We start from the raw sequence: 17668 nt of genomic DNA on the forward strand, positions 1-17668 counted from the left end.
ATTTAAAAAAAATGAAATCTTTAAAAATAAAATATAAGAATTATCTTTTGCTTATTGCCACTTGCTTACTTCTGATTTCCTGTGGTAATAAAGAAACTAATCCAAAAGAAGAGGAACAAAAAGCAACAACAGAAGAAGCCGAACCAACAATTGCTTCGCTCACAGCCGAACAAATAAAAACTGTAGACATTCAATACGGAACTATTGAACAAAAGCAATTAACGGCTACACTTAAAGCTAATGGCGCATTGCGAGTGCCTAATAACAACAAAGCCAATGCAACTTCTATGTACGGTGGTGTTATAAAAAACATCTATGTACAGTTGGGCGATTTTGTAAAAAAAGGGCAAGTGATCGCTACAATAGCCAATCCACAATTTATACAGTTACAAGAAGAATATTTAAGTACTTCCAGTAAAATTACCTTTGCGGAACAAGAAGTGGCCAGACAGAAAGAACTCAACGAAGGAAACGCTGGAGCTTTAAAAAATTACCAAAGCGCGAATGCGGAACTAAAATCAATGCGAACTCGAAGAGCTTCATTGCAACAACAAATCCAACTGATGGGCATCAATCCAAATAGTTTAAACAATGGTAATTTACGTTCTGCTTTGTCCGTTACAAGTCCTATCGGTGGTACTGTTAGTAATATCTTTTCCAAAATTGGCAGTTATGTAGATGTATCATCTCCCGTTGCCGAAATTGTAGACAACTCGCAGCTGCATTTGGATTTGAATATTTTCGAAAAAGATTTGCCAATGTTAAAAGTAGGACAAATTATACATTTCAGAATAACCAATAATTCAGGCGAAGATTATAATGCAAAAGTATATTCAATAGGTGCCTCTTTTGAGAACGATAGTAAATCAATACCCGTGCACGCTAGAGTTCAAGGCAATAAATCGGGACTAATTGATGGAATGAATATAACCGCAATTGTAAGTTTAAATGATGTAACTACAAGTGCAGTACCTACCGATGCAATTGTGAGTGCAGATGGCAAAGATTATATTTTTGTTGTTACCAATAAACAAGCCGAAGAAGAAAAACCAGAAGAAGTCGAAACAGAGAAAGAACCTAAAGCAAAAGGTCAAGAACAAGAATCAAAAAATACCAATTTCGAAAAAATTGAAGTGGTAAAAGGCGTTTCGAATATGGGCTATACCGCAATCACATTAGTAAAAAACATTCCAGCCAATGCTAAAATCGCAACAAAAGGAGCCTTCTTTGTAAATGCAAAATTGACTAACAAAGGGGAAGAATAATTTTAGAACCCTTACGATAATTAAAAATATGAAACTAAAAGCAAACATCGACAAACTAGGAACAATAGGGCTTTTCATTACGGCACTATTTTCCCCTTGTTGTTTTCCATTATTTGCTTTCGGGGCATCAGCACTGGGACTTGGAAGTATAGAACTATTTGGAGGTTGGACAATGTGGATTTTTCAATCGATGGTTTTAATTTCAATTGGCGGACTTTACATTTCCTACCGAAAACATCTTTGTTTGTATTCTTTGCTGATCGCGATTCCGAGTGGAATAGTAATATTCTTTGCTTATTATTTTAGCAAAATAGAAAATCCAGCTTATTTAATTTATACCGGAATGTTTGGGATTCTGATTGCTACAATCGTAAATTATTACCAAAATAAACTTCACGGAAATTGCAAAACTTGTACAATCTATGAAGGGAAAACGGTTGAATTAAAATCAACTTTAACTTGCCCCAACTGCGGAAACAAAAAAGAGGAATTAATGCCAACCGACGCGTGCCAATTCTTTTACGAATGCGTAAAATGTAAAACAATAATCAAACCATTAGAGGGTGATTGTTGTGTTTATTGTAGCTACGGTTCCGTAAAATGTCCACCAATACAGGCGGGAGATAATTGTTGTTAACATATTATATAAAAAAAATGAAACACAAACATAAATACGATGCAAACGGCAAACAGCTTTGTTGCACACTGGAAGAAAAAATAAACAACAAAACCGACAAACAAACGGGATGTTGTACCGTTGACTACAAATCCGAACATGCTGATGATGACGGTCACGACCATGACCCTTCAGGCGGGAATGAAAGTACTTTTAAAATGTTTTTGCCCGCAATTATTTCTTTCATTTTACTCCTTGGGGCTATTGGTTTTGACAATTATTTTACGCAAACATGGTTTACAGGTTGGGTTCGGATAATTTGGTATGGAGTTGCCTATGTTCCTGTAGGCTTCCCCGTTTTAAAAGAAGCATTCGAAAGTATTCGCAAAGGAGAAGTGTTTTCGGAATTTTTATTGATGAGCATTGCTACCATTGGTGCATTTGCAATTCGTGAATATCCCGAAGGTGTTGCGGTAATGCTTTTCTATGCCATTGGTGAAGTATTTCAAACCTTGGCTGTTCAAAGAGCAAAAACAAACATCAAATTATTATTAGACCAAAGACCTGATGAAGCAACAGTAATGAATGGAGAAAATGCGACTATAAAAAAAGCATCCACAATCACCATTGGCGAAATTATTCAATTAAAACCAGGAGAAAAGCTAGCATTAGACGGAAAACTACTTTCTGATACGGCCTCGTTTAACACCGCAGCACTAACAGGAGAAAGCAAACCAGACACTAAACAAAAAGACGATACCGTTCTTGCCGGAATGATTAATTTAAATACCGTAGTTCTGGTCGTAGTAACAACTGCCTACACCGATAGTAAATTATCTAAAATTTTAGAAATGGTGCAGGAAGCAACAGCCAAAAAAGCCCCTACGGAATTATTTATCAGGAAGTTTGCCAAAATATATACGCCAGCAGTAGTGTTTCTTGCCATCGGGATTTGTTTGCTTCCAATACTATTTGTAGAAAACTACATTTTCAGTGATTGGTTGTACAGAGCCTTAATTTTCTTGGTTATATCCTGCCCATGCGCATTGGTTATTTCTATTCCATTAGGCTATTTCGGTGGCATTGGTGCAGCAAGCAAAAACGGAATTTTGTTTAAAGGATCTAATTTTCTAGATCTAATGGCATCCATTGAAGTAGTGGTTATGGACAAAACAGGGACACTGACCAAAGGGGTTTTCAAAGTACAAAAAGTGGTTGCTGTAGATATTTCCGAAGCCGACTTAGTAAAATTTACAGCCGCGCTCGAAACTAAATCGACCCATCCAGTTGGAACAGCTATAATCGAATACGCAAAAGGTTCAGAAAAAGATGCTATCGTTACTGACGTAGAAGAAATTGCAGGACATGGACTTAAAGGAAAAGTGGACGGAAAGGAAATCTTGGCAGGAAATGTAAAGCTGATGAAAAAATTTAACATCAGTTATGATGTCGCAATCGATACGATACCTTTCACGATTATCGTTATTGCAATCAATCAAAAATATACAGGGTATTTTTTAATTGCTGATGAAATTAAAGAAGATGCCATAGAAGCAATTCAGAGTTTACATAAAATAAACGTGAAAACCGTAATGCTTTCGGGCGATAAACAAGCCGTTGTAGATGCAGTGGCAAAAGAATTAAACATAGACCAAGCATATGGCGATTTATTACCGGAAAACAAGGTAGAAAAAGTGGAAGAATTAAAAATGAAAAACCTAAAAATTGCATTCGTTGGCGATGGAGTAAACGATGCGCCAGTAGTTGCCCTTGCCGATGCTGGTATTGCAATGGGCGGCTTAGGAAGTGATGCAACAATTGAAACTGCCGACATTGTTATTCAAAATGACCAGCCTTTAAAAATTTTCACAGCAATAAACATTGGCAAGAAAACAAAACAAATTGTTTATCAAAACATTGGTTTGGCATTTTCAGTAAAAGCTATTGTTTTAGTTTTGGGTGCGGGTGGTTTAGCCACAATGTGGGAAGCCGTTTTTGCCGATGTGGGCGTGGCTTTATTGGCAATTATAAATGCGGTTAGAATCCAAAGAATGAAGTTTTAGAGTTGGTTATGATTCAAAGTTAAGAATGCATATTGTAAAAAGATAGACGTTTTTTTACAAACACCGAAAAACTATGTTCATTACTCCATTCAAACACCAGAACATAAAAAAGATTGTCTTTAATTTACGGAATACTTGTAACATCTATACTAATAATTTTAATAAATTAAACAAAATGTAATTATTGATTATGAAACCAGTAAACTGATTTAATAGATAACGCATCCCAAATGAAGAATTGAAAATGTATCACTTTCATTGAATCAACGAAAGAATTTGATAAAATTATCGATGGATTTGAACAGCGCATATCTTCGATGAGATATTATTAAAAGCTAGTGAATTCAAATTTCTATCTAAGAGCATGATGAGAAAACTCAAAATTTCGGTATAATAGTTTTCCTCAAAAACTGCAATTTTTGTATCAACTGGCGCAAATACCGGATAACGATGAGGAATTAATCCATTTATATGATTTAAAATTTTACATAGATGAGATTAACACTCATAACAAAGATTAAAGTAGTTTAGTCTTCATCTATTCGCTTCCTTAATAATACTTTTAATGAGAATAAAAATTAAAGCTAAGTAGTTGTAAAAAAACAGTAAGTCTTTAACGTGTATTAAGATTATTTCTATACCTTTGGTATAATATTCATGTTTTTTTCACAAATGAAAAAGTTTCACATTTTATTAATCGTTGTTCTTGGTTTCCTCTTGATGCCGGCAGTAACTTTTGCGTGTGAAAATAATTCATCGAAACATTCTTCTTCAAAAGAGACTTCCTCAAAAATGGATAAAGAGGATTGTTGTAAAGACAATAGTCATTCAAAAACCAAAAACGACCAGGGTTGCGGAGGAAAATGCAGCCATTCTAAATGTGGTTGTGCCTCTTCTTGCAACACATCTGTTTTTATTAATGAATTGAATTTTAATAAAAATATATTTAATTTCTTTTCAGAAAAACAAAATTTTTACAATTACGAAACCTCCATTTCTTCTGGTTTCAATTCTTTATGGCTTATACCAAAAATAGGCTAAATTTTAAATTTGATATCCATAATTGTGTCAAATAAAAAGCAATTATTGCTTTAAATCATTTAATTTCTCAGTTAATTTCATTTTCAAAAGTATGGCTTTGTTGTGTGGTCATTTTGTTCTTGTTTAACTAATTCAATTTAAAATTAATTTACAATGAAATCACTAAAAAAAATAGTGATGGCAATAACTCTATTGCTATCAGTCATAGTCGTTAACGCGCAAATTAAAAACGCTAAAACCGAAACCGTAAAAATATTCGGGAATTGCGCAATGTGCGAAACTACCATAGAAAAAGCAGGAAATCTCAAAAAAATTGCAAATGTTGATTGGAATAAAGACACTAAAATGGCTACACTTACTTATGATACTAAAAAGACCAATCAAGACGAAATACTGAAACGTATTGCACTTGCGGGTTATGACAGTAATAAATTTCTTGCTCCAGATGCTGCATATTCAAAACTTCCGGAATGTTGTCAATATGATCGCGTAGCAAAAGTGGCAGTAAAAATGGAAGCAAAACCCACAGAAACTAAAATGGAAACGGCAGGAATGAAAATATCTAAAGATTCTTCTGTGTCTGAAAAACAAGAAACAAACCAACTAAAATCAGTTTTCGACAATTATTTCTTATTGAAAGATGCCTTGGTAAAAACAGACGGAAAAACGGCTTCTATGAAGGCAATGGATTTATTAAGAGCTATATCTTCTGTAAAAATGGAAACATTGAAAATGGATGTCCATATGGTGTGGATGAAAGTTTTTAAAGACTTAACTGCTGATGCAAAAAATATTTCTGAAGCAAAAGAGATCCAAAAGCAAAGAGAACTTTTCAAATCATTATCAAAAAACACGTATGAGCTAATAAAAGTTTCAAAATTTACTGAACCGGTTTATTATCAATATTGTCCGATGCAAGATGCCAATTGGTTGAGTAAAGAAAATACAGTTAAAAATCCGTACTACGGTTCACAAATGTTGAGTTGTGGAAAAACAATAGAAACGATTAAGTAAAATGAAACTATATATCAAAAATATGGTGTGTAATCGATGTACGATGATAGTCAAATCAGAGTTAGAAAGATTTGGTTATAACATTGTCGCTATCGAATTAGGCGAAGTTGAAATAAAAGAAGAGCTTTTAAAACATCAAATAGATGAAATTCAAAAGGCTTTCGCCCAATTTGAATTTACAATTATTAAAAAAGGAAATGAAAAAATAGTAGAAAAAATCAAATCATTAGTGAACAGTTTTGTTAACCAAAATGAGGAATTGCAACATTTGAAGCTATCAACCTATATTCAATCTAATATAAATAAAGAATATAATTATTTGAGTAATGTATTTTCTGAAACTGAAAACAAAACCATAGAGCAATTTTATATAGACCATAAGATTGAAAAAATAAAAGGATTTCTTTCAAACAATGAAATTTCTATATCTGAAATAGCCTATAAAATGGGCTATAGCAGTGTGTCTTATCTGTCTAATCAGTTCAAAAAAGAAACAGGATATACGCCTTCACAATTCAAAATTTTAAAGTACAATGATAGGGTTGGATTAGAAAATCTGTAAATGTTACAAATCTGTTGTAAAACATTACAATCATTCAATTTAATAACTGAAAGACCTTTGTCATATTAATTTAAACTAAAAATGAAAACATTAATTATCGTACTAAGCGTATTCTTAGCAGTAAATACATTGGCATCAGCTCAAGAAACTACAAAATCTTCGCAAAAGGATGCTCAAAAAACAACTTACAGCTGTCCGATGCATCTTGATGAAGTAAGTTCAGAACAAGGAAAATGTAGTAAATGAGGAATGGAATTGACAAAAATCCCCTAAAAAATTAATCCCCACGCTACGAAAGCAAGTCAACCTAAGAGTAAAACTGTAACGAAATATGTTTGTCCAATGGACGGCTCAACTTCTGATAAACCAGGAGAATATTCTAAATGCGCAATGAAAATGGTAAAATCACCGAAAAAATAGTTACCCAAACTACAAAAGATAGTCAACCTAAAAGAAAAATTGTGACAAAATATGTTTGCCCAATGGACGGCTCTATTTCAGACACTTAAGGGGAATGTCCTAAATTCGGAAAGGAAATGACTAAAAAAAAGTCTAAAAAGTAAGAAGCCAATAATAAAAAATGTTACCAATAGCAATAATAACAATTAACAATTCTAAAAAAATAATAAAATGAAAAATCTAATCCTATCAGCCATAGCAATGGCATTTGTACTAGTTTCTTGTAACCAAAAAAATAAAGAAGCTGTAACTACTGATTCAGAAAAAACAGAAAGTACTTCACAATTGTATGCGTGTTCTATGCACCCCGAAGTAACAGGAAAAAAAGGTGAAAAATGCTCAAAATGTGGCATGGAATTAACCGAACCAGTTGCACAAAATGAAGCAACTCATGATCATACTGATGGAAGTCATAGTCACAATGATGCGACACCAGTTGAAGTAAATACTGAAGCTACGTCGGTTACCCAGACAACATTTTCTACAAATGAAATAATTTCTAATTATTTAAAAGTAAAAAACGCACTCACAAAAGACGATACAAAAGGAGCAGCCGACGCGAGTAAAGCATTATATGCCACTTTCAATAAAGTCAATACCAATTTAATAGGTCCAAAATTGAAAACAGAATATATCGATATTGCCGATGATGCGAAAGAACATGCAGAACACATTGGCGATAATGGTGGAAAAATTGACCACCAAAGAGAACATTTTGCGATGTTGAGTAAAGATGTGAATGATTTGATAAAAATATTTGGAGCAAAACAAAAACTATATCAAGACTTTTGTCCTATGTATGATGAAGGAAAAGGGGCGATTTGGATAAGTGAAAACAAAGAAATAAAAAATCCTTATTACGGTTCGAAAATGCTCACTTGCGGTTCTATGAAAAAACAATTATAAAATGAAATCGCCATGATTCCAAAATCATAAATTAGATTGAAGAATGGCGATACCATATTCCATTAAAAAACAAATATTATCTTCATATGAAAAAAATCATCAAGAAAATACTTGTAATTGGGTTTGTAATTTTTTTGTTGATGCAGTTATATCAACCTGCTCGTAATGAAAGTTATGAGCAGGAATTAACTGCAAATTTTACAAAAATGTATGATGTTCCTAAAAATGTTGAAACTATTTTACGGATATCTTGCTACAATTGTCATAGTAACAATACCAATTATCCATTATATTCTTACATTCAGCCCGCACGGTTTTTTATGGAAGAACACATTAAAGATGGTAAAAAGGATTTGAACTTTAATGAGTTTGGAAAGTACTCCAAACGAAAACAAGAAAACAAACTAGAAGCTATCATCAAACAAATAAAATCCGATGAAATGCCTTTGGGATCTTACACATTAATTCATAAAAATGCCATTTTGACGCCAACACAAAAAGAGGAAATAATCAATTGGATTAAAAAAACGAAAGATAGTCTTTCAGTAGAATAATAAATATTATGGTAGAAAAATTAATCTCATTTTCACTAAAAAACAGATTTGTAGTCTTACTCGTCTCAGCTTGCTTACTCGCTTGGGGTATTTACAGCGTGCAACAAAACCCTATTGATGCCATTCCTGATTTATCAGAGAATCAAGTTATTGTATTTACCGAATGGATGGGAAGAAGTCCTCAGGTCATCGAGGATCAAGTTACTTATCCATTGGTCTCCAATTTACAAGGAATTCCAAAAATCAAAAATATTCGTGCCTCCTCTATGTTTGGGATGAGTTTCGTATATATCATCTTTGAAGATGATGTAGACATATATTGGGCAAGAACTCGGGTACTGGAAAGATTAAATTATGCCCAACGATTGTTGCCTCAAAATGTAGTGCCTACATTAGGACCAGATGGAACTGGAGTAGGACATATTTTTTGGTATCATTTAGAGACTAACGGCATGGACTTGGGAGAACAAAGAGCCTTGCAAGATTGGTACGTAAAATTTGCATTACAAACTGTTCCCGGCGTGGCTGAGGTAGCATCATTTGGTGGGTTTGAAAAACAGTATCAATTAGTGTTAGATCCACTGAAAATGCAATATTACAATGTGAATATTATGGAAGTGATGAATGCAGTGAAAGCAAATAACAATGATGTTGGTGGTCGAAAATTTGAGATGAGCAACATGTCTTACATAGTAAGAGGTTTGGGTTACATAAAAAACATAAAAGATGTAGAAGAAATTGCTGTTAAAAATTATAATTCTGTTCCAGTAAAAGTAAAAGACATTGGCTCGATACAAATGGGTGGCGATTTACGCTTGGGAATTTTTGACGAAAATGGAACAGGTGAGGTTGTGGGAGGAATTGTAGTCATGCGTTATGGTGAAAATGCAGATGAAGTGATAAAAGCGGTTAAATTAAAAATGAAAGAAGTTGAAAAAGGATTGCCTGAAGGCGTTTCTTTTAAAACGTCTTATGACCGAAGTGAATTGATTGAAAAAGCTATCGCATCGGTGAAAGGAACTTTAATTGAAGAAATGATTGTTGTTTCAATTGTTATACTACTTTTTCTTTTTCATTGGCGAAGTGCTTTAATTATCTTAATACAATTGCCTATATCAGTAGCTATTGGATTTATTTTGCTTGAAGCCTTTGGGATATCATCTAATATCATGTCATTAACTGGAATTGCATTAGCTATTGGTGTTGTCGTCGATGACGGAATTGTAATGGTGGAGAATGCCTATAGGACAATTTCGGAGGAGCAAGAGAAAATAGACAGCAATCAAAATAATTCGGAAATAAAATGATAGATAAAATAAAAAATATATTCAAAAAAGAACACGACCCCTTATCTTCTGAAGAAAAGTTACAACTTATAGAAAAGTCTTCAAAATTAGTTGGCCCAGGGGTCTTTTATTCAACACTCATTGTGATTGCTTCCTTTTTACCTGTATTTCTTCTCACGGGTATGGAAGGTAAATTATTCAGCCCGTTGGCTTGGACCAAATCGTTCATACTTATAGTAGATGCTTTTTTAGCGATTACTCTTACTCCAGTCCTAATTAGTTTTCTGCTTAAAGGCAAACTTCGTCCAGAAAACAAAAATCCAATTAACAAAAAACTGGAGAACATTTACACACCTATTTTGATTTTTTGTTTAAAATGGAGGAAAACAGTATTAGGTATTAATATAATTGCGCTCCTGATTGGCGTTTTAATGTTTACCCGTTTGGGAACCGAATTTATGCCGCCTTTAGATGAAGGGTCCGTACTTTTTATGCCTGTAACATTACCAGATGTATCCAATTCTGAGGTAAAAAGAATTTTGCAAGTGCAAGACAAATTGATAAAATCAATACCCGAAGTGGCTCATGTTTTGGGAAAAGCCGGACGCGCTAATACAGCAACCGACAACAGTCCAATAAGTATGATTGAAACGATTGTTTTGCTAAAACCGCAACACGAATGGAGAGAAGACAAAACGAAAGCAGATATTGTTAATGAAATAAATAATAAACTTCAAATTCCAGGAGTAACGAATGGTTTTACACAGCCCATTATTAATAGGATTAATATGCTTGCTACTGGTATTAGAACCGATGTAGGAATAAAAATTTACGGAGCAAGTTTAGACACGATAAATGTTTTATCTCAAAAAATAAAAAAAGCCCTTGAAGGTACTTCTGGCGTAAAAGATTTATATGCGGAACCGATTACTGGCGGAAAGTACATCGATATCGAGGCAAAAAGAGAGGCTATCGGAAGATACGGACTTACAATAGATGATATAAACAACGTGGTAGAAGCGTCTATTGGCGGCATGAAACTCACCACAACCATTGAGGGAAGACAACGATTTTCGGTAAATGCAAGATATGCTCAAGAATACAGAAATAGTATTGAGGCATTAAAAAAACTTCAAGTGCAAACAATGGAGTTTGGTCCTATTCCATTGGAAGCCGTTGCCGATGTAAAAATAAGCGATGGTCCTCCAATGATAAATAGCGAAAACGCAATGCTACGAGGCAGTGTACTATTTAATGTACGAGATCGTGATCTAGGAAGTACCGTAAAAGAAGCACAAGAAAAATTGAATGCAATGATCACTAAAATGCCAAAAGGTTATTATGTGGAGTGGAGTGGACAGTGGGAAAACCAAATCAGAGCCAATAAAACATTACGCCTGATTTTACCTATAGTTGTAATCATTATTTTCCTTATTCTGTACTTCACTTATCGTTCCATGAAAGAAGCACTGATTACAATGATAACCGTACCGTTTGCTTTAATTGGGGGGATTTTTATGGTCTATTTTTATGGAATAAATTTATCCGTTGCAGTCGCAGTTGGTTTTATAGCATTGTTTGGAATGGCAATTGAAACCGCTATGTTAATGACTATTTATTTAAATGAAGCAATGAATAAAATGGTAGAAAAACACGGGAACAGTGCGGCAACAATTACAGAAGCAATTTTGAAACAGTACATTATTGATGGTTCTGCCAAAAGGTTGCGACCAAAATTGATGACCGTTTCTGTTTCCTTATTTGGATTAATCCCTATTCTTTGGGCAACAGGAACCGGTGCCGATGTGATGCTGCCAATTACGGTTCCACTCATTGGGGGTACAATTACCTCAACAATTTATGTATTATTAGTAACCCCTATAGTTTTTGAGATGGTGAAACTTCGAGAATTAAAAACAAAAGGCAAAATAGAACTTATAGATGTTAAAGAATAACTATTATATCGCAATAAGCTGTTTGATTTTAAGTACTGCTAATATGGTGGCACAAACACTTTCGTTGGATGCTGTTTTGACTAATATTAGAACAAATAATCCACAACTAAAAATGTATGATGCTGATATTCAAAGTATGGATGCAGCTGCAAAAGGTGCCAAAAGTTGGATGGCACCACAAGTGGAAACTGGGTTTTTTATGGCACCTTACAATACCAAAATGTGGAAAGCAAGTGAAATGTCTCCGGGCATGGGATCTTACATGGTGGGCGTTACACAAATGATCCCGAATGCCAGAAAACTTAAGTCTGATTTCAATTACATGAACGCCATGTCATCGGTTGAAAAAGAAAATAAAGAGTACACAATTAATCAATTAAAGGCACTGGCAAAAACAAATTATTACCAATGGCTGGTTTTAAATAAAAAAATAAAAATAGCGGATGATAATTTATTGCTCTTAGGATATATGATAAAAAGTATGGAAATACGCTATCAGTATAATATGGATAAATTACCAACTTATTACAAAGCAAAATCGCAATACGGTGCATTAGAAAGTATGATTGTAATGTTAAAAAACGATATTTCCCAGAAGCGAATTATGCTGAATACATTGATGGCTAGAGACAAAAACACTTCGTTTGAAATAGATGAAGCTTACAAATTAAATGATTTTGATGCCATAAAAGCAGATACAATTTCACTTTCCCAAAACCGAAGTGATGTTAAAGCTATTGAAAAAACAATGGTATTAAATCAATTAAAAATTGAAACTGAAAAATCAAAATTATTGCCAGAGTTTGGTGTAAAATACGACCATATGTTCGCCTTTGGAGAACAGCCAAAACAATTTTCTCTGATGGGGATGATTACTATTCCAATGCCTTGGTCAACAAAAATGAATAAAGCCAATATCAACAGTTTTAAAATCAAGAATGAAGGTCTTAACTGGCAAAAGCAAATGATTTTGAATGAAGCAGCAGGAATGATTTCGGGTATGAGTACCGAATTGATAAACCTAAAAAAACAATATGATATTGCTGAAAAAAATATCATTCCTGCCTTAAAACGAAACTATGATACTGCAATATTAGCTTGGCAGAATAATACGGGAGATTTGTTTGTAGTCTTGGATGCTTGGGAAGCATTAAATATGGCCCAACTTGATCTTCTGGATAAATTACAAAATATTTTAAGCACACAAGTAGAAATCGAAAAACAACTAGAAATCAAATAATTATGAATAAATATTTAAAATATAGTTTAATTTTAATCGTAATCTCTAGTATAGGATTTGCTGTCTATTTCTTTACAATAAAATCAGACAGTCATTCGGAATTGGAACATCAAAGCGAGATTTATACTTGTTCGATGCACCCTCAAATCATTAGAGATAAACCCGGAAACTGTCCTATTTGCGGAATGACTTTGGTGAAAAAAATAACAGAAAGTCAAGCTGAGGAAGACAATTCTATTGACAATTTTTTAAAACCTACTGATAATTTTATCGTCGGGGATTATCAAACTACAACAGCCAAAGACACTACATTAAGCAGTGAGATCAACTTACCCGGAATAGTGGCCTATGATCCAAATTCCTCCGTAAATATTGCTGCTCGAATCAGTGGAAGAATAGAAAAAATGTATGTCAATTACAAGTACCAAAAAGTAACTAAAGGACAGAAATTATTTGATTTATACAGCCCTGAATTATTGACAGAACAGCAAAATTTTATTTATTTAGTTTCCAATGATTCCGATAATACGTCAATTATTAAAGCCTCAAAGAAAAAATTATTGCTTTATGGAATGACAAATAAGCAAATAAACACATTGTCTTCTTCCAAAAAAGTAAATCCTCTAGTTTCAATTTACAGTCCAGCTTCTGGAATTGTTCAAGGAACAGAAAAAATGGATAATACAAGCAATTCGACAATGCAAACTGCAAGTAACAATACAGAAATATTAAACATAAAGGAAGGAAATTACATAAAAAAAGGAGAAGTCGTTTTTAAATTAGTAAATACCAATAAAGTATGGGGTATCTTTAATGTTAGCCAAGGATACAATAGTCTAATTAAAACCAATCAATCTATCAAAATCACGACAGAATTAGACAAAAACGAATTCATCGATGCACAAATAAATTTTATTGAAACTCAATTTAATCCAGCAGATAAAACCAATAGAATTAGGGTATACTTTAACAACAATAAACTAAAATTTCCCATAGGTCTGCGATTGCAAGGCTTTGTAAAAACAAATCCGACGAAAGCTGTTTGGTTACAAAAACAAGCATTAGTGAGTATTGGCAGCAAGAAAATCGTTTTTATAAAAATGAATAATGGTTTTAAAGCAACTGTAGTAAAAGCAGGAATTGAAATAGATGATTTTATTCAAATCATCAGTGGAATTTCTGTTGAAGATATCCTCGCTAAAAATGCACACTATTTAATTGATAGCGAAAGCTTTATTAAAACTGAAAAATTATGAAAAACATAAAAATAATAGTCACGCTATCACTGCTACTTACTGTATTTATAGCTTGCAATACCAAGAACAAAGAAGACCATAGCGCACATAAAAGTAAAGAAATTATTTTTTACACTTGTTCTATGGATCCTCAAGTAAAGGAAGATAAACCAGGAAAATGTCCCATTTGTCATATGGATTTAACGCCTATAAAAAGTGACGACACAGCTGCAAATGAGATAAGCTTGAGTAAACAGCAGCTGCAATTGGGGAACATCACCATGCAAACTATTGCAACAACTCAAAGCAGTTTAGAGCAAAATTATACAGGAGTTTTAACAATTAATCAAGAGAAAATTAATACCATTTCTGCCAGAGCAATGGGGCGAATTGAAAAATTATACTTCAAAACAGTGGGAGATTATGTTGCTAAAAACGAACCAGTATATCAATTGTACAGCGAAGATATTGCTATTGCTAAACAAGATTACTTCACAGCATATAAACAACTTACCATGCCGGGTGATTTTGGAAAAAATGCACGTACGATGCTTATTGCTGCCAAACAAAAACTATTATTCTTTGGTTTATCCAATGCCCAAATTGAGACTATAAAATCGAATAAAGAAATTTCTCCGTACACTATTTTTTATAGTAATAGCAGTGGAACTATCTCAGAGATAATAGCAACAGAAGGCAGCTATGCAATGGAGGGTGCTGGTATAATTAAATTGTCGAATTTAAATAGTCTTTGGCTCGAAACACAGGTAAATATAAATTATGCAAAAATCATGCAACTTGGACAAAAAGCCACAGTTTCATTTACTGATTTTCCTGATAAATCCATCATTTCAAAAATCTCCTTCATCAATCCTGAAATAAATCCGGATACCAGATTGCTTTTAATTCGAATGGAAATACCTAATCAAAATTTGCTATTAAAACCCGGAATGCAAGCAATTGCAAGATTGACACAATCCAATATAAAAGGTCTATTTATACCTAGTGATGCGGTCATAAGAGAAGAAAATGCTTCTTACATCTGGATTGAAAAAAGACCGGGAGTATTTGAAAGCGTAATGGTGGAAACAGGAGCAGAAATTAATGGGATGATTGAAATTAAATCGAAAATGGATCAAACCAAAAAAGTGGTTGTTACCGGGGCCTACGCCATAAACAGTGAATACAAATTTCGTAAAGGAAATGATCCTATGGCGGGAATGGAAATGTAGTGTTTAGAAAGAAATGACACATACCTCTAGTATTACTGTTACGATGGTGTTCAAAAAGAAAAAAATATTATCTGAATACTTTGCAAAAATTATTGATAGCGGTTGGAAAACTATAGCAAATAAATAACGAATTGAAACTTGTACGAATAAAGCATATTCTACTTACAATTTTAAAAGTGATGAAAATGGATGATCAAAAAGCAAATTCCAATTGCTCCCAGTACAGATAAAATAACAGTAATTGATATATTATCTAAAAGGGCTATAAAACAACTATTGAACACGCTTGGCATTATATTGATGTAGATGGAATTGTAATTGGTTTTGTTGCCATTGCAGACAAGATAAAAGAAAAAAGCGATGCAGTACTAAAGGATGCCTTAGCTAATGGCGTTGTCGTTAATAAAGGAATAAAGGCAAAAGGGAAATCTGAAATTCCTTTTTTTAAATTAGAAGGTGATATGTATTTGGTGACCGACTATTCTTCCGAAATGAAATTGATTTATAATCATTGTTGTCCGATAAAAAAGAAGCCAAATTAATGGCTTCTTAAAAACATCGTAATTTTGAGTTGCAAAATTTAAATAACGATGGGTAAAAATAAGTATTTTTCGACTAAATCTGTATTCGGACAGTTGATTTCTTTAATAGATGATTCAATGATTCAGAAAGCTGTTAAAAAGCATGATTCCGATAGGTATGTCAAGCATTTCAAATGCAAGGATCATTTGTTTAGTATGGTTTTTTGCTGCTTAGAAAAGTGTAATTCTTTGCGTGAAGTTGCTGGCGGAATGCTCGGTTTATCGGGTAAAGAGGAAGCTGTCAGAATTAGCCATCTTCCAAAAAAGAGCACTTTATCGGATGAAATAATTGAAGTTGAAGTTGATAAAGGAAGTGCGAAAAGCAAATTAAAATTAAGAAAAATAAAATACTATGACAGAGAAAATAAAAGAACCTTTGAGTTTATCAGCAATCAAGCGGTCTCTCTTCGGTCGTTCTCTTTGTTCCGTTCGGCAGCTCCAGTCAGTAAACCTTACATTTTCATGAGAACATTTTGTGTAACTATATCTTCGGTACACTGTATCAATAGTTAGGTTTCCCTCCGTTCCGCAGGCACTTCACAGTACTAAAAAAACAGCAGTCTCGCTAAAAGAAAAGGCGGGACAGCTGTTTTTTTGCACTGTTACGTTCCTCATCTCCACACGTTCTCTTCCTGCGTTCGGCAGGGCTATTACATCCACAATACCGCTTCATTCCGTTATACTCCGCAAGCTACGTTGCACTTCATTCCAGCAGTATCATGTCTGTCGCCCTTTATTTTTTCAGCGGTTGCTCTTTCGCACAGCCATCGGGGTTGGCTCCGTTACGTGAAAAACGTCACTTTGCCCTAAATCAAGGAACGCCAAAGGCTGACTTATATTTTTTTCCCGCCGTTTCACGCTGCTATCCCTTCTCTACACTATGTAAACTTCGTTCCGTTCTCGGTCTAGCGTAGCTGTTCGATTGCCGCAACCCCGCCACTGCGCTCCTCATTCATTCCGCTATAATTCCGCTATCGCTTCATTATAGCTCCATTCCTTGTGGTGCTTGGGGGTGTTAAAATCCTACACAACAACCATAGTGCAATTTTCTTGAAAAGAAAGAGAAAAAAATCCAGCAAATTTAGCATCCATTCCTCACTTTCAGTCGGTCGTGCCTTCCTCCGTTCCCGTTCGTCATTTCTGCTCTTTTTATGGCTTTCTTTTTTTCTCTTTTTTCTTTTCAAAAAATTAAGGTCGAATTTTTAAAACCAACACGCCATGCCGAATTTCATCATCAAGACTCACCAAAAAGACACCACCTACAAGGGAAACCAAATCTTTATCCTCAACAAAGGAATGAATAGTGGAAAGCCCCAAAAAGAACCCTTTACCAACAGTTTTGTGATTATGTTCCCAGACGAAAAGGATGCCGAAACGGTCTACTGGCTTGCTTATAGCCTTTGGAAATCCAATTTCTGGCACCAATTTTTAATTGGATCCGTAATTTCATTTTTACGAATCGACGATTTTAAAAAAGATTTTAACTTAAAGGTAAATGAAATGCTACAGGAACACGAGCTGCATAAAAAACAAATTCAGGCGTTGAGGTTGTTGGAACAAAAAGAGGATCAATTGCATCAGAATATTGCACTTATCAACGAAATGCGGAGAGCCATTTTAAACCGCTACTGCAAGAAATAAAAAAACAATTCTTGTAGT

General features: G+C 34.0%; 17 protein-coding genes and 1 pseudogene. All 18 read left to right on the top strand.

Features of this window, described 5'->3' with window-relative positions:
- Positions 1-11: 11 nt before the first annotated feature.
- The 18 genes and pseudogenes from EKL95_RS10175 to EKL95_RS10245 all read left to right on the top strand — a co-directional run bounded on the left by EKL95_RS10175 (position 12) and on the right by EKL95_RS10245 (position 17650).
- Positions 12-1265, top strand: coding sequence for an efflux RND transporter periplasmic adaptor subunit (locus EKL95_RS10175; RefSeq protein ID WP_126564168.1), 1254 nt, complete (start codon positions 12-14; stop codon positions 1263-1265).
- 28 nt (positions 1266-1293) lie between these two features.
- Positions 1294-1632 (top strand): annotated as a pseudogene (locus tag EKL95_RS15195) (MerC domain-containing protein); the annotation flags it as partial.
- Positions 1633-1683: 51 nt separating this feature from the next.
- On the top strand, positions 1684-1902 hold the full coding sequence (locus EKL95_RS15200; RefSeq protein WP_233588609.1) for a GDCCVxC domain-containing (seleno)protein: 219 nt from the start codon (positions 1684-1686) through the stop codon (positions 1900-1902).
- A gap of 17 nt (positions 1903-1919) precedes the next feature.
- Complete coding sequence (locus tag EKL95_RS10185) at positions 1920-3944, top strand: heavy metal translocating P-type ATPase (RefSeq protein ID WP_126564170.1); 2025 nt, start codon at positions 1920-1922, stop codon at positions 3942-3944.
- 672 nt (positions 3945-4616) lie between these two features.
- Positions 4617-4985 carry a hypothetical protein gene (locus EKL95_RS10190; RefSeq protein ID WP_126564171.1) on the top strand — a complete coding sequence of 123 codons (369 nt, stop codon included), beginning with the start codon at positions 4617-4619 and terminating at the stop codon, positions 4983-4985.
- Between the two features lie 153 nt (positions 4986-5138).
- Positions 5139-5999: a DUF3347 domain-containing protein gene (locus tag EKL95_RS10195; RefSeq protein ID WP_126564172.1), complete on the top strand. Its 861-nt coding sequence runs from the start codon at positions 5139-5141 to the stop codon at positions 5997-5999.
- Between the two features lies 1 nt (position 6000).
- Complete coding sequence (locus tag EKL95_RS10200) at positions 6001-6561, top strand: helix-turn-helix domain-containing protein (protein ID WP_126564173.1); 561 nt, start codon at positions 6001-6003, stop codon at positions 6559-6561.
- Between the two features lie 81 nt (positions 6562-6642).
- Positions 6643-6807 carry a heavy metal-binding domain-containing protein gene (locus tag EKL95_RS14960; RefSeq protein ID WP_158614861.1) on the top strand — a complete coding sequence of 55 codons (165 nt, stop codon included), beginning with the start codon at positions 6643-6645 and terminating at the stop codon, positions 6805-6807.
- A gap of 30 nt (positions 6808-6837) precedes the next feature.
- On the top strand, positions 6838-6981 hold the full coding sequence (locus tag EKL95_RS15435; protein WP_410503655.1) for a heavy metal-binding domain-containing protein: 144 nt from the start codon (positions 6838-6840) through the stop codon (positions 6979-6981).
- A gap of 210 nt (positions 6982-7191) precedes the next feature.
- Positions 7192-7926: a DUF3347 domain-containing protein gene (locus EKL95_RS10205; RefSeq protein ID WP_126564174.1), complete on the top strand. Its 735-nt coding sequence runs from the start codon at positions 7192-7194 to the stop codon at positions 7924-7926.
- Positions 7927-8012: 86 nt separating this feature from the next.
- Positions 8013-8480: a heme-binding domain-containing protein gene (locus tag EKL95_RS10210; RefSeq protein ID WP_126564175.1), complete on the top strand. Its 468-nt coding sequence runs from the start codon at positions 8013-8015 to the stop codon at positions 8478-8480.
- 8 nt (positions 8481-8488) lie between these two features.
- On the top strand, positions 8489-9787 hold the full coding sequence (locus EKL95_RS15310; protein ID WP_126564176.1) for an efflux RND transporter permease subunit: 1299 nt from the start codon (positions 8489-8491) through the stop codon (positions 9785-9787).
- Positions 9784-11721, top strand: coding sequence for an efflux RND transporter permease subunit (locus tag EKL95_RS15315; RefSeq protein ID WP_126564177.1), 1938 nt, complete (start codon positions 9784-9786; stop codon positions 11719-11721). Before EKL95_RS15310 ends, EKL95_RS15315 begins: the two co-directional genes overlap by 4 nt.
- Positions 11708-12961 (top strand): TolC family protein, encoded by a 1254-nt coding sequence (locus EKL95_RS10225; protein ID WP_126564178.1) that lies wholly within the window; start codon positions 11708-11710, stop codon positions 12959-12961. Before EKL95_RS15315 ends, EKL95_RS10225 begins: the two co-directional genes overlap by 14 nt.
- 2 nt (positions 12962-12963) lie before the next feature.
- Positions 12964-14217, top strand: coding sequence for an efflux RND transporter periplasmic adaptor subunit (locus EKL95_RS10230; protein WP_126564179.1), 1254 nt, complete (start codon positions 12964-12966; stop codon positions 14215-14217).
- Positions 14214-15428 carry an efflux RND transporter periplasmic adaptor subunit gene (locus tag EKL95_RS10235; RefSeq protein WP_126564180.1) on the top strand — a complete coding sequence of 405 codons (1215 nt, stop codon included), beginning with the start codon at positions 14214-14216 and terminating at the stop codon, positions 15426-15428. Before EKL95_RS10230 ends, EKL95_RS10235 begins: the two co-directional genes overlap by 4 nt.
- A 590-nt stretch (positions 15429-16018) precedes the next feature.
- Positions 16019-16522, top strand: coding sequence for a DUF4372 domain-containing protein (locus EKL95_RS15210; protein ID WP_233589412.1), 504 nt, complete (start codon positions 16019-16021; stop codon positions 16520-16522).
- 705 nt (positions 16523-17227) lie between these two features.
- A complete protein-coding gene (locus EKL95_RS10245; RefSeq protein WP_126564181.1) occupies positions 17228-17650 on the top strand; it encodes a DUF6943 family protein in 423 nt (140 codons plus the stop codon).
- The last annotated feature ends 18 nt before the right edge of the window (positions 17651-17668 follow it).

Source organism: Flavobacterium sp. LB2P53, from assembly GCF_003970305.1.
In the GTDB taxonomy this organism is placed as follows: Bacteria; Bacteroidota; Bacteroidia; order Flavobacteriales; family Flavobacteriaceae; genus Flavobacterium.

What these genes read in the sequence shown, in the direction of transcription:
- EKL95_RS10195 (WP_126564172.1), top strand. Translation starts at nt 5,139, where the DNA reads ATGAAATCACTAAAAAAAATAGTGATGGCAATAACTCTATTGCTATCA.
- EKL95_RS10175 (WP_126564168.1), top strand. Translation starts at nt 12, where the DNA reads ATGAAATCTTTAAAAATAAAATATAAGAATTATCTTTTGCTTATTGCC.
- EKL95_RS10235 (WP_126564180.1), top strand. Translation starts at nt 14,214, where the DNA reads ATGAAAAACATAAAAATAATAGTCACGCTATCACTGCTACTTACTGTA.
- EKL95_RS10245 (WP_126564181.1), top strand. Translation starts at nt 17,228, where the DNA reads ATGCCGAATTTCATCATCAAGACTCACCAAAAAGACACCACCTACAAG.
- EKL95_RS15310 (WP_126564176.1), top strand. Translation starts at nt 8,489, where the DNA reads ATGGTAGAAAAATTAATCTCATTTTCACTAAAAAACAGATTTGTAGTC.
- EKL95_RS10185 (WP_126564170.1), top strand. Translation starts at nt 1,920, where the DNA reads ATGAAACACAAACATAAATACGATGCAAACGGCAAACAGCTTTGTTGC.
- EKL95_RS15210 (WP_233589412.1), top strand. Translation starts at nt 16,019, where the DNA reads ATGGGTAAAAATAAGTATTTTTCGACTAAATCTGTATTCGGACAGTTG.
- EKL95_RS10200 (WP_126564173.1), top strand. Translation starts at nt 6,001, where the DNA reads ATGAAACTATATATCAAAAATATGGTGTGTAATCGATGTACGATGATA.
- EKL95_RS14960 (WP_158614861.1), top strand. Translation starts at nt 6,643, where the DNA reads ATGAAAACATTAATTATCGTACTAAGCGTATTCTTAGCAGTAAATACA.
- EKL95_RS10205 (WP_126564174.1), top strand. Translation starts at nt 7,192, where the DNA reads ATGAAAAATCTAATCCTATCAGCCATAGCAATGGCATTTGTACTAGTT.
- EKL95_RS10210 (WP_126564175.1), top strand. Translation starts at nt 8,013, where the DNA reads ATGAAAAAAATCATCAAGAAAATACTTGTAATTGGGTTTGTAATTTTT.
- EKL95_RS15315 (WP_126564177.1), top strand. Translation starts at nt 9,784, where the DNA reads ATGATAGATAAAATAAAAAATATATTCAAAAAAGAACACGACCCCTTA.
- EKL95_RS10190 (WP_126564171.1), top strand. Translation starts at nt 4,617, where the DNA reads ATGAAAAAGTTTCACATTTTATTAATCGTTGTTCTTGGTTTCCTCTTG.
- EKL95_RS10230 (WP_126564179.1), top strand. Translation starts at nt 12,964, where the DNA reads ATGAATAAATATTTAAAATATAGTTTAATTTTAATCGTAATCTCTAGT.
- EKL95_RS10225 (WP_126564178.1), top strand. Translation starts at nt 11,708, where the DNA reads ATGTTAAAGAATAACTATTATATCGCAATAAGCTGTTTGATTTTAAGT.